11 protein-coding genes and 1 pseudogene are annotated in these 12,176 nt (G+C 49.2%); 9 read left to right on the top strand and 3 right to left on the bottom strand.

The window, feature by feature from the left end:
- Positions 1–124: 124 nt before the first annotated feature.
- Positions 125–586 (bottom strand): IS200/IS605 family transposase, encoded by a 462-nt coding sequence (tnpA, locus tag Q0J41_RS01395; protein ID WP_296225208.1) that lies wholly within the window; start codon positions 584–586, stop codon positions 125–127.
- 66 nt (positions 587–652) lie between these two features.
- Here tnpA and Q0J41_RS01390 point away from each other — a divergent pair, with 66 nt between their 5' ends.
- Positions 653–2,065: a transposase gene (locus Q0J41_RS01390; RefSeq protein ID WP_296225206.1), complete on the top strand. Its 1,413-nt coding sequence runs from the start codon at positions 653–655 to the stop codon at positions 2,063–2,065.
- Between the two features lie 271 nt (positions 2,066–2,336).
- Here Q0J41_RS01390 and Q0J41_RS01385 read toward each other — a convergent pair.
- Positions 2,337–2,855: pseudogene (locus Q0J41_RS01385) on the bottom strand (nitroreductase family protein).
- Positions 2,856–3,257: 402 nt separating this feature from the next.
- On the opposite strand from Q0J41_RS01385, the gene Q0J41_RS01380 reads away from it, so the two are divergent.
- Positions 3,258–4,268, top strand: a complete 1,011-nt coding sequence (locus Q0J41_RS01380; protein WP_296225204.1) for an aspartate carbamoyltransferase catalytic subunit — start codon at positions 3,258–3,260, stop codon at positions 4,266–4,268.
- The gene (locus Q0J41_RS01375) at positions 4,268–5,554 is read left to right on the top strand and encodes a dihydroorotase (protein WP_296225202.1); all 1,287 of its coding nucleotides are present in this window, start codon (positions 4,268–4,270) and stop codon (positions 5,552–5,554) included. Before Q0J41_RS01380 ends, Q0J41_RS01375 begins: the two co-directional genes overlap by 1 nt.
- A 61-nt stretch (positions 5,555–5,615) precedes the next feature.
- Here the strand turns inward: Q0J41_RS01375 and xerS are convergent, their stop codons facing one another.
- The gene (xerS, locus tag Q0J41_RS01370; protein ID WP_296225201.1) at positions 5,616–6,692 is read right to left on the bottom strand and encodes a tyrosine recombinase XerS; all 1,077 of its coding nucleotides are present in this window, start codon (positions 6,690–6,692) and stop codon (positions 5,616–5,618) included.
- Between the two features lie 233 nt (positions 6,693–6,925).
- Between xerS and Q0J41_RS01365 the strand changes: the two genes are divergently transcribed.
- The 6 genes from Q0J41_RS01365 to iscB all read left to right on the top strand — a co-directional run.
- A complete protein-coding gene (locus Q0J41_RS01365) occupies positions 6,926–8,074 on the top strand; it encodes a glycerate kinase (RefSeq protein WP_296225199.1) in 1,149 nt (382 codons plus the stop codon).
- 138 nt (positions 8,075–8,212) lie between these two features.
- Positions 8,213–9,433 carry a DUF2325 domain-containing protein gene (locus Q0J41_RS01360; protein WP_296225197.1) on the top strand — a complete coding sequence of 407 codons (1,221 nt, stop codon included), beginning with the start codon at positions 8,213–8,215 and terminating at the stop codon, positions 9,431–9,433.
- Between the two features lie 23 nt (positions 9,434–9,456).
- The gene (locus Q0J41_RS01355) at positions 9,457–10,035 is read left to right on the top strand and encodes a tetratricopeptide repeat protein (RefSeq protein ID WP_296225195.1); all 579 of its coding nucleotides are present in this window, start codon (positions 9,457–9,459) and stop codon (positions 10,033–10,035) included.
- A 183-nt stretch (positions 10,036–10,218) separates the two neighbouring features.
- Positions 10,219–10,389 carry a hypothetical protein gene (locus Q0J41_RS01350; RefSeq protein ID WP_296225193.1) on the top strand — a complete coding sequence of 57 codons (171 nt, stop codon included), beginning with the start codon at positions 10,219–10,221 and terminating at the stop codon, positions 10,387–10,389.
- A 136-nt stretch (positions 10,390–10,525) separates the two neighbouring features.
- On the top strand, positions 10,526–10,702 hold the full coding sequence (locus Q0J41_RS01345) for a hypothetical protein (protein WP_296225191.1): 177 nt from the start codon (positions 10,526–10,528) through the stop codon (positions 10,700–10,702).
- A 330-nt stretch (positions 10,703–11,032) separates the two neighbouring features.
- Positions 11,033–12,176, top strand: a 1,144-nt coding sequence (iscB, locus tag Q0J41_RS01340) for an RNA-guided endonuclease IscB (protein WP_366937228.1), incomplete at its 3' end; no start/stop codon positions are given.

Below are 12,176 nucleotides of genomic sequence, written 5' to 3'. Positions count from 1 at the left end.
TACTTACGACATCATGTGTCCAAGAGCGCCACGGCATTGGCTTCATCTCCACTTTACATAGTAAAAGAAAAAGTGTTGAACGACTACTCCGTCGAGTAATCATCCAACACTAGATTAGTATGTTTTAGTTTCTACTTTTCCTTTTTCTTTCCATCTCGCCATATTTGCCATTCTGCTGCTTTTTCATGGCCGCTGTGTATTGAGAAGCAATGTAATTTTTAACGACTTCTTTGCTCATATCACCTAAGGTACTCATAAAATAGCTCGGTGACCAGAGATGGCCACCCCAAAGGATCTGTTTAGTTTCCGGGTGAAGCTCGAACCATTTCCGGGCTGTCCAGCCTTTCAGCCCTTTAACTATGTCTACAGGCCTCTGTTTTGGTGAAAAAGAGATAAGCATATGAACGTGATCGGGCATTACTTCCATTTGCTGGATCTCGATCTCTGACATATCCGCTCTTTTTTGGAGTAGCTCTTTCATTTCTTTAACCTTTTCCGGGCTGTTAAAGACTTCTTTCCGGTACTTGGTCACGAAAACCAGATGGAAATTGAAGTTATAAACGCAGCCTCTCGCATGAACAATCATTATGCATGCCACCTTTCTCTATGCTATAATTATAGCATAGAGAAGAAGGGAATAAGGTGTGCATACGTGTCTAAAGAGAAAAAGTATGGATTTACCAGACAGTACCATGTGCTACTGACTGACAAGCAAAGAGTTCAGCATGAAAAGGCATTGGAAACCCAGAATGCTTTGTTTCAGTACGCTTTAAAGTATCTCTTTAAGACTTATGGCGTTAAGCATATTGGGCGGCCTATGCCGACTAGCCAAAAGCCTATTCAGTACGTCCTAAACAAGATAAAAGCTGGGTTCATCAAAGATAAATATAATTTGGCTCGTTGGAAGAAATCCGCGCTGTTTTTGTCGTCTCATTCAGCTGATGAGTTTCTCAAGACCGTCTATACCAACTTCTCACAATACCGCAAGCGCTTGGAGAAAGCAGGCAAGAGCATGGACGAAAAGGCTCGCTACAACTTCAAGATGAACGTCACTAAAGACAAACACGGCAGGCACAAGAACCAGCTCCACAAGTCTTGGTACCGCAAGGGGTCGATCAACTTTTTGAGAAACGGGGCAAGTTTTAGAACCATCACTTCGCAAAAGCTTCCAGAAGATTCTAAAGGCGGTATCAGAATTGAGGACAAGCATAGAGACAACCACACCTTCTTAACAGTAGCCGACTTTGGCACTGTCGAAGTCATTGAAGATTTGTCGGAATTAAACTTAAAGGCCGTTGTGCTGACAAAGATAAAGAAGCTTCCAGATGGTACTTACAGACTGCAGCTGACCTTTTCACTGCCCCGCAAGAAGAAGGAATCTAAAATTATCAGAGGCTTTGACTGGAATATGGCCAATAATGAGGTGTTTTGCTCATCAGACGGCAAGCGGATCAAGGTGTCAAGCACCGCAATCAAGCTAGCTGACGAGTATGAGCAGAAGATCAATAAGATCAAGTCAGAGCGGGATCAAGAAGAAAATATTCATGGAAACAGCAAACGCTATCGAAAGCTGCATCGTAAGCAGCAGAAGCTGAACGCAAAGCGGACGAATCTGCTTACCAACGAATACCGCCATCTGGTGCACGAAGTAGCCGATGACTGCGATACGATTATTGTCGAGAAGCTGGATGCCTATGAGATGCGCAAGCGTGGAAAAGGCTCTGCACAAAGCAAGGGCATTAATCGCAGACTGACTGTTCTCAAGCCTTATGAGCTGATGACCGTTTTAGAGTCGCTTGTAAAGAAGCAAAACAAGACGCTCATTAAAGTAGATTCGTTTTGGACAAGCAAGGCATGTCATGAGTGTGGGTACATCAATGAGGATCTTAAAGTTGGTCAGAAAGAATGGCAGTGTCCAAGCTGCAAAAAGATGATAGACAGAGACTTGAATGCGGCAAGAAATATATTAGATTGGGGGATTCATCCGGAGCATCACTCCAAATTTATAAAAGCAGCCGAAGAAGGAAAAAAGCTTAGCCCTTCGTCACTGGTGACGGAAGTCTAAGCTTAATGTAGAAAAAATAGCCAGGGCGAAACGGAACAATCGTCCTTAGCACTAGACGGTACCTGTCTGCGTAATCTTCTGAGCGAGTCAAAACGAAGACGAGACGGTACTGGGCCATGCCTAAGCCTTCTGAGTATTTCTTGGAGTCAGCTATCTTATGTGCAATGTGCTGGGTGGCCCCCAGATTCCTACGACTTTAGTCGTGGGAGGTTCAACTTTATGTCGTGTCACCGAAATGGTAATAAATTAAGATGAGAGCAGCTTTCGCCGGTTAAATTTCGTTGATCCCGATCTGGTTCATTTTCTGGTCACGGATGGTCAGTTCTTCTTCAGTTTCCCCGACGCCAACCCCGCAGACCGGCAAGAAGCCAGTTGGCAGGTCAAGCTTGACGATTGTTTCCGGGTGGGCAGCCAAGGCAGCTGCCGCGCCAAAGAGGTAGCAGGCCCCCAGGCCTTTGTTTTCAGCAGCCAAAACCATGTTGTGGGCAATAATGCCGGCACTGGCGTAGGCCATTTCATCCCGGTCTTTTGCAGAAACCAGGATCAAGGTTGGTACCCCGTACAAGGGATGGGATTCCAGGTCGCCAAACATCATGGCTGCTTCTTGGTCAATTTCCTTCAAAATCTTTGGGTCGGAAATGACTGTCAGCTAGTAGTTTTCGTATAAGCCGCGGGCAACTGGAGCCAGTTCAGCTGCTTCAATGATCTTCTTGATCTGCTTTTTGTTAGCAGGATCGCCCGTATAAGTCCGGATTGACTTGCGTGTTTTCAACAATTTCGTAAACTTCATGGATAAATTCCTCCTGTCAGTCTAACAAAACACATGTCTGTCGATTCCTTAGCTAGATTATACCGCAATCGTCTTCGAAAGCAGTTGAAAATAGTTTTAAACTTTTTCCTTAAAAAATTTACCCCTTTTTTCGATTAAAAGCTTGACTTAACCGGAAAAAGTCTTTATAGTTAAGGAAAAATACGAAGGACCTTTAAATTTAGTCCCGTGAGGCTAAGAAGGCAACTCAAATTTCAGACATAAGCAAAGATTTCTTGGCAAACATTCGGATTGACAAGAAAAGCAGGGAGGAAGCTTCCCGGCTGGTTTAAGCAGACTTTGAGAGACCATTTTAGACACGGAGACTGGGTGTTTAAAATGGTCTTTTTGCTTAAGTTATTTTCGAAAGGATGCCAAATCATCATGACCACTGTTACCCAAAACCAAGTCGTTGTCGAAATTGAAGACAAGCAAGACAACTTGCTCCGCCTGCCTTACTTTGTCAGCGTTGAACAACTGAACGCCGACGACGTTTTGCACTTGCTCCAAAGAGCCCAATACTTCAAGAACGGCGGGGAAGTACCAGCCTTGAGCCGGCCAATCTTCTGCACCAACATGTTCTTTGAAAACTCAACCCGGACCCACACCAGCTTTGAAGTTGCTGAAAGAAGGCTGGGTCTTACGGTTATCCCATTTGATCCATCCCACTCCTCAGTCAACAAGGGGGAAAACCTCTACGACACTGAACTGACCATGGCTTCCCTGGGCATCGAACTCAGCGTTATCAGACACCCGGAAAACGCCTACTACAACGAAATCATCCACCCAAAGGAAGGCCAGCACCTGCAAATGGGCCTGGTCAACGCTGGTGACGGTTCCGGCCAGCACCCATCCCAAAGCATGCTGGACATGATGACCATCTACAACGAATTCGGCCACTTCGACGGCTTGAAGATCATGATCGTCGGTGACTTGACCAACTCCCGGGTTGCCCGGTCAAACATGGAAATTCTGAACACCCTGGGTGCTGAAGTCTACTTCTCAGGTCCAGAATACTGGTACGATGCTGAAGAATTCAGCAAGTATGGCACATACGTTAAGAACATTGACGACGAAATCCCGGAACTCGACGTCTTGATGCTGCTCAGAGTTCAGCACGAACGCCACAACGGGGCAGAAGCCAAGACTGAACAGCTCTTTGACGCCAAGGACTACAACGCAGCTTACGGTCTTAACCAACGCCGCTACGACATGCTTAAGGATGACGCCATCATCATGCACCCGGGTCCAATCAACCGTGGGGTTGAATGGGACGGCGATCTGGTTGAAGCACCTAAGTCCCGCTACGCTGTGCAAATGCACAATGGGGTCTTTGTCAGAATGGCCATGATCGAAGCTGTTTTGCGCGGTCGTAAGTTGGGAGGCCTTGAATAATGGCCATTTTGCTGAAAAAAGGTCTGGTTTACCAGGAAGGCGAATTCATTAAAGAAGACGTCTTGATCTCTGGCAGCAAGATCCAGGCGATCGGCTTGGACTTGCCTGTCTCAGCTGATGATGAAGTCTATGACTTAAAGGGCAAGCTCCTGGCACCTGGCTTAGTGGACATCCACGAACACTACAGAGAACCTGGTTTTACCTACAAGGAAACCATCAAGACCGGGTCTGAGGCAGCAGCCCGGGGCGGTTTTACCACTGTCTGCACCATGCCCAACGTTGACCCGGTCCCAGATGACTTGAAAACTTTCGACAAGCAAGTTGCTTTAAACGAAGCCAACAGCTGCGTCCACCTCAAGCAATACGGGGCCATTACTGAAGACTTGACCAGCGAAAAGGTAGTTGACATGGCTGCCTTGAAAGAAGCGGGGGCTTTTGCCTTCAGCAATGACGGCCATGGCATCCAGCAGGCCGGTACCATGTACGAAGCCATGCAAGAAGCAGCCAAGGTAGGTCTGGCCATTTGCGAGCACATTCAGGATGACTCACTTTACCATCATGGGGTGATGAATGCCGGCAAGAAGGCTGAAGAACTTGGCCTGCCAGGCATCCTGGGCGTCAGTGAATCAGCCCAGCTGGCCAGAGACCTCGTTTTGGCCCAGGCTACCGGCGTTCACTACCACGCCTGCCACGTTTCCACCAAGGAAAGCGTGGAATTAATCCGGATCGCCAAGGAATACGGGATCAATGTTACCGCGGAAGCCGCACCTCACCACCTCTTGTTGAGCGAAGAAGAGATCGACGGCAACAACGGCTACTACAAGATGAACCCGCCTCTTAGATCAAAGGAAGATCAGTTTGCTTTGATTGAAGGGATGCTGGACGGGACGATTGACTTGATCGCGACCGACCATGCCCCGCACAGCCGGGAAGAAAAGGCCGGCGACATGCGGAAGGCTGCCTTCGGCATTATCGGCAACGAAACGGCTTTTGCCTGCCTCTACACCAAGTTCGTCAAGAGTGGGCAAATGGAGCTGAGCCTGCTTTTGGATCTCATGAGCTACCAGCCAGCCAAGCTCTTTGGCCTGGATGCTGGTGTCCTGGCTCCGGGCAAGGAAGCTGACCTGGCCGTCTTTGACCTGGACGACGCTGAAAAGCTGGCTGAAGAAGACTACCTGTCCAAGGGGGTCAACACTCCTTTTACCGGCCAGGAAGTCTACGGGATGACCGCCTTGACTTTTGTCAGCGGAAAGCTGGTTTACAAGAGCAAGCACTTCGCTGACTAGGCAAAATAAGATTTTTACCACAGAAGAAAATAACTAGCAAAAGACAAAAATAAGTCCTTCTCTAATCAGAGGAGGACTTATTTTGTTTGGCACTGGCATTGAGGGCGGCCCGCTGCTCTCTTTGGTCAACGTGGGTATAAAGGTCAGTGGCGGAGGTCCCTTTTTGCCCCAGCTGCTGGGCGACCATGACCTGGTCCTTGGTGGCCTGGTAGAGTTCAGAAGCGACCGTGTGGCGGAGCTTGTGGGGTGTGAGGGGGTGGCCGAAGGCGGCAGAATACTTGCCAACCATTTTCTCAATGGCATTGGTCGTCATCCGCCGGCATTCCTGGTGATAGCTGGTTAAGAAAAAGGCCTTGTTAGTGGCCGGGGCCTGGTAGCGGTCAGCCCGGATTGTCAGGTACTCTTCCAGGTAGGGGAGGGTCCAGTCAGCGACTGGCACGGAGTCTCTCTGCCCGCCTTTCCGGGTAACGTCTAAAGTTGCCTCCTTTAAGTTGAGGTCTTTCAGGTCAACCCCGGCGCATTCGGAAACCCGGATCCCGGTGCCTAAGATCAAGGCGATGACGGCCATGTCCCGTTCCTTGTTTTGCTTAAAAGAAGAAAGGGCGCGCCCGCTGCAGAGGCCGGCAAATTTTTGGTCCAAAAAGTCCATAAACTGGTATTTTAAGTCGCCAGTGTACATATGGGCTTCTAAGGCGTGGGCCCGATAGTTCAAGGTGCTTGTATAAGGAAGGGAATTGATTTTGAGCATGACATTGCGGTCAAAATAAGGCTCGCCATTGTTCTTGTCAGCCGTGATCGTCAAGTACTTGTACAAGGAACGCAAGGCGTTGAGCGACCGGTTGACGGTCGTTGGGGAGTTGAGGTGACCTTGTTTGTTCTTGCTGTGCTCTAGTTTGTCCAGGTAGAGCATGACGTCGCTTCGGTTCAATTTTTCTAGGTCGCTTGGCAGCACTTGGCTGGGGCTTTTCGCTTGGGTCAAATTTTCAGAGATCAGCCAGGAGAAGAAGCGGCGGATTTCCGTCAAGTATTGGTAGCTGGTGGTTAGGGAGTGGTGGTTTTCCAGCCGGTATTCCTTGACGAAGTCCGGCATCTGGGCCATTTCCCGGTCGATGAGGGAAAGGTATTTCTTAGTTTCCATAGGTCTCCTTATTCTTCATCCAAAAAGTGGTTCTTGTACTCGGCTTCAATGATGGTCAGCATTTCTTCTAAGACGCCATAATTAGCAATATTTTTCCTTTAGCTTAATTATACTAGAAAGAAGTCGAGCCGCCAGCTAGTTGATCAGTTGTCTGTCTTTCAGCCAGGCGGCTTTTTGCCTGGAAAAGCGCTAAAATAGAGCTGATTATTGGAAAAATGAAAGAGGCAGAAAAAATGCTCAAGTTTATTACAGCCAGCGACAGTTTCAAGGAAAGCTTGTCAGCCAAAGCGGCCTGCCAGGCAATGGCCGAGGGGATCAAGCGGGTCTTTCCAGATGCTGAGGTAGTCCAGGTTCCCATGGCCGATGGCGGGGAAGGAACGGTCGATGCAATCTTGTCCTGCATCCCCGGGGAAAAAGTGGAAAAAGAGGTTACCGGTCCCGATGGCAGAAAGCTCTTGGCCAGCTATGGGCTGATCAATGACGGGGAATGCGCGGTAATCGAAACGGCAGCGGCCAGCGGCCTGGCCTTGCTCGCTAAAAAGGACCGCGATCTAATGACAGCAACCACTTTTGGGACCGGGGAGCTGGTGCTTGACGCGTTAAAGCGGGGCGTCAGAAAGATTATCGTGGGTTTGGGCGGCAGCGCGACTAATGACGGCGGAGCCGGCCTGGCCCAGGCTCTGGGGGTCAAGTTTTTAGATAAAAATGGCCAAGAGCTGCCTTTTGGCGGAGTAAGTTTGGGTCAGTTAGCCAGAATTGATGCCAGCGGCTTGGCTCCCCGCTTAAAAGAGGCAGAAATCATCCTGGCCAGCGACGTGACCAATCCTTTGACCGGACCCAATGGAGCATCTGCGGTTTTCGGCCCGCAAAAGGGAGCGGACAAGGAGATGGTCCAGAAGCTTGACGCTAGCCTCCACCATTACGCGGATGTGATCAAAGAGGAGATTGGGAAAGACGTTGAAAAGCTGCCAGGTAGCGGGGCAGCTGGCGGTCTGGGAGCAGGCTTTTTGGCCTTCAGCAATTGCCAGATGAAGGCAGGCGCCCAGATCGTGATCGAGGAAAGTCATTTGGCGGAAAAGATGGCGGATGTTGACTATGCCTTTACGGGCGAAGGCGGGATTGACTTCCAAACTAAGTTCGGCAAGACGCCCTATGCCGTGGCCCAAGTTGCCAAAAAAATTGGCATACCGGTTTTTGCCCTGGCAGGCCAGGTCGGAGACGGAATTGACAGCTTGTATGAAGCAGGCTTTACGGGAATTTTTGGTATCCTGCCAGGCGTCTGCAGCTTGCCGGAAGCTTTAGCAGGCGGAGAAGAAAATTTAGCCCGGACCAGTGAAAACGTAGCCCGGGTGATTAAGGCCGCCAGAGCAAATTTACAGTAAAGGCTTACTGTTAAGGAAAAATAGTCTTTTTTGCCCATTTTGGTAATTTTTTTCGCATATGCCCTGCCGTTTTTTTAAAAGATTGCGATAATAAGAATAGACGCTGAAAGCGAATTCAAAAATGAAAGGGTAAAAAAGATGAAAGAATACTATTTAGACTATCGTGAGCAAGTGCGGAACATCCTGGAGGCTTTGGACGACAGGAGTACCTCCTTGCGCCTGGGAGCAGTCGCAATTGAGAACCTCCTGACCCTGGCCAGAGTCGAACTTGATGATGACGAGGAAGTTGAAGACGAAGCCGGCGATGAGGAGGAAGAGGAAGATTCTGATGATTCAGAGTCCATTGAAAAGGAAGACAGAGGCGGAGACTTAGCAGAAGCGGAAGCTGAAGACAAAAAGCCAGTCAAGACCATCAGCCATGAAGAGCCAAGATCCAGCATCCCCTACCAAATTTCCGCTGGCAACAAGCTCTGCCGCTTTTCCCGGGCACTGAAAGGCGGGAGTTTTTACACCGAGCAGGGAGATTTGGTCAGCGAAATTAATGAGCTGACAGTCAAAAATCTGAACGTTGAAAACGGTGACCTGGTCGAGCTGGACCCCAGCAGCCAGCCGCCCCGGGTAGTCCGGATTGTGGAAGCGGGTAATTTGCCGTCTAATATCGCGACTTTGTCATATGGGATCGTGGAAAGGGATGCTGCCGGTGACTTATATGTCAGCCGCAGCGCCATGGGCGAGAAATTAAGCGAGTGCGCGGGCATTGACCGCTATGAGGTACCGGCGATCATTGATGCCGGGCAAACTGAGACTGGTTTTGTTCATGAGGGAGATATCATTGATTTAGCCTGGTATAAGAACAGTCCCAGCAATATGATCGTCCGCTGGGTCAGCCAGACTAAGGGAGAAGCAGCTCCAAAGAAGGAAAAGCCTGCTGAAAAGAAGGTAAAAAGCGAAAAGGAAGACAAGGGCAAAGAAGAGAGCGTAACGACCTTGAATTTTGACCTTCATGGCCGCAGCGTGGCAGTGGTCATTGGCAATGAGCTCCGCAGCCAGGCGATTCAGAAGATGGTGGGTGAGCACCACGGCCGCTGCAAGGTGATTGATGCCTTCAAGTTTTCCGATACGGAATCTTTTTACAAGCACGCGCTGAAGCGGGCTGACGTAACGGTCATGGTGCAGAATTTGAACAAGCACTCGACTAGTAGGGCCCTGCGCAAGTATGCCAAGCGGCTGGCCATTGCAGATTCGGCGGGCCTGTCTTCAATTGAGCGGGCGATCTACCGGGCCATGCACGGCCTGCCGGCTTATGAGACATCCGCCCAGCCGATCGCGTATCCGGTCAAGGAGCTGGCACTTAGTTAATTTTAGAAAGGTTGGCGGTAAAGATGGCATTTTCGGATAAAGATAAATTCGTTGAGATAGATAAAATCGGCACGACCTGGCTGGACCGGGGGGCGGAAGCCTACCGGCAGGGGGACTATGAACTGGCCCTGCAGTGCTATAAAAAGGCAGCTGACTACGGCAATTCCCAGGCCATGTGCAATTTAGGCTACATCTATGCCTTTGGCCGGGTTGGTGAAGCTGACCAGGAGCAGGCTTTTTACTACTTTACTCAAGCATCTTTGGCCGGCAACCCGAATGCCTTTTATAAGCTGGGGGATGCCTTCCGCTTCGGCAATTTTGTAAAGAAAAATGACCAGATTGCCTTTCAATATTACAGCATGGCGGAAAGCGTCCTGCAGAAAGGTGACGAAGACCTGATTGCTGAAATCGACTACCGCCTGTCCCTTTGCTACGCCAGAGGCTGGGGGACGGGCCAGCGCTGGGACCTTGCCTTGAAGTATATCAATGAGGCTCAGCTTTATGCCTACCGGAACAAGCAGCATGGCGAGTACAACTGGCAAAAGACCAGCCAGCGGATTAACAAGCTGCATGATGAGATAGTAAGCGAAATGTTTTCATAAGTTTTAAGCAGCTGGATGACCAGCAGATGTACCAGGCAAAGAGGCTGTATTACAGCCATCCGAACAATGACCACCGGGGCAGAAGCAGCCGGTAAAAGAAAGCAAGAAGGTTGACAGGCCGCTCCGGCTTGGGTTACCTTTAACTTGTATTCAGGGGATAGAGCACAAGTTGGGGGAATTATCATGTTTACGATTTCGTTTTTGATCTTACTAATATTTTTAACTATTATGGCTGTGCCGGTGGCGATCGCCGCTTTTCTGCTCAAGGTATCTTTTAAGATCCTGGGCTGGCTGATCGGCATCTGCTTTACTTTGGCCCTGCTGATCAGTTTGCTTTTGATTAGTGTGATGTAGGGGGGGACGCTTCCTGGAGACCCGGGATGCGTTTTTTGATGGAAAATGGTCCGCTAGCATATCAACCGAAGAAGCCTCACAAGCAGATGCTGAAAATTACAACAATGGTAAACCAGCAGTGGTCAAGACGCTGAGGATGATTCCCTTCTTAAACAAGGTGGCCAACTACTACTACGGTTTAGATATTAATGAGCAGGACCCGGACTCAGTAAAGCAACTCAAAGACAGACTGGCAGGCGACTTTGGCGAGGGCTTTGCTGATAAAGTTATGGAAATCAACGAAATGGTCAATGGTAACCCCTTACTGAAGTAAGAGGCTTGAAGCGCAAGCTTTAGGTCTCTTATCTTTAGCAGGGAAGCTGGAGAAATCCGGCTTTCATTGTCTAGACTAAGCTATCCAATCGGCTTCGGCTGACTGGATAGAGGAACTACGTTATCTATGTCATCACACCCAAGGATGATGCCCAAGTCTTTGGCTCTGTGGCAGCTCTGTAAACAGTCATGAGGTTAACGTGACGGTCAACTGCGCCCACAAGCATGGATAACATCGTCGATGGGCAACAACGCAAATCCGGATTGGGTCTCCTGGTTTGGACGAGTGGCAGGAATCACTGTTTCCTGCATTACGGAAAAGGAGAAAAACATGAAGCATGAAAATGCCAATCGGGTGTTTCTGCTGGGCAGGGACGGCAAGCCACTAATGCCATGTCGTCCAAGAAAGGCCAGACTGCTGCTGAAAAGCGGCAAGGCTTTTGTGGTCAAGAAATATCCGTTCACGATTCAGCTGAAATACGGCTCATACGGCTATAAGCAGAAGGTAAGCCTTGGCGTAGACACTGGGCAGAGACACATTGGCTTTGCCATTGTCAGTCAAAACAAGGTGCTGCATCAAAGCGAGGTAGAGCTTCGCCAAGACGTACACAAAAATCTGTACACCCGCAAGATCTATCGCAGAAGCAAAAGAAACCGCAAGACTCGCTATCGCCAAGCCCGCTTTTTAAACAGAGTGCATGGCAAGCGAGACGGCTTATGGCTTCCGCCGTCAATAAAAGGCAAGGTAAGCCATAACATTGCTTGGATCAAACGCTATCTGGCTGTGTTACCAAATCCCGATCTTCACATCGAAGTAGGCAAGTTTGACATGGCCAAAATGGTTAACCCAGAAATTTCGGGCAAGCAGTATCAAGAAGGCTCACTGAAGGACTGGAAGAACTATGAGTACTACGTGCTGGCACGTGACGAGTACACCTGTCAGCTCTGCCATAAACATGGCGAAGGCGTAAAGCTTGTTGTCCACCACATTGTCTATCGCTCGCAAGGCGGGACAAACCGGGTGGACAATCTAATAACGCTTTGCACGGACTGCCATACCACGAAGAACCACCAGCCAGGTGGCAAGCTCTACAAGTGGATGAAGGCAAAGAAGAAAGTGACAAAGCAGCTGAAGGGTGCAACGTTCATGAACATTCTGCGCAAGCGGATTATGACTGCCTTCCCAGAAGCAAGCTTTCAGTACGGTTCGCAAACCTACGTAGATCGTAAGAATCTTCTTTTGCCAAAAGGTCACTTTATGGATGCAATCGCAATCAGCGGGATCAAGTCAGTGGGTCAGATGCCAGATACGGTGACGCTGATCAGCCAGTTCCGCAAGAAGAAGCGGTCGCTTCACGAAGCAAATGCAAGAAAAGGCAGAAAGCAGCCAAATACATCATCCAAGCGTAATGAGAAGAATACGAAGCATGCACGTGGCTTGTGGCTAAATGACTACGTTCGTGTGATAGGAAATC

This window comes from uncultured Lactobacillus sp., assembly GCF_944327175.1.
GTDB lineage: Bacteria > Bacillota > Bacilli > Lactobacillales > Lactobacillaceae > Lactobacillus.
Note: the sequence above shows the minus strand (reverse complement) of the source record. Positions and strands in the feature narration are given on the sequence as shown.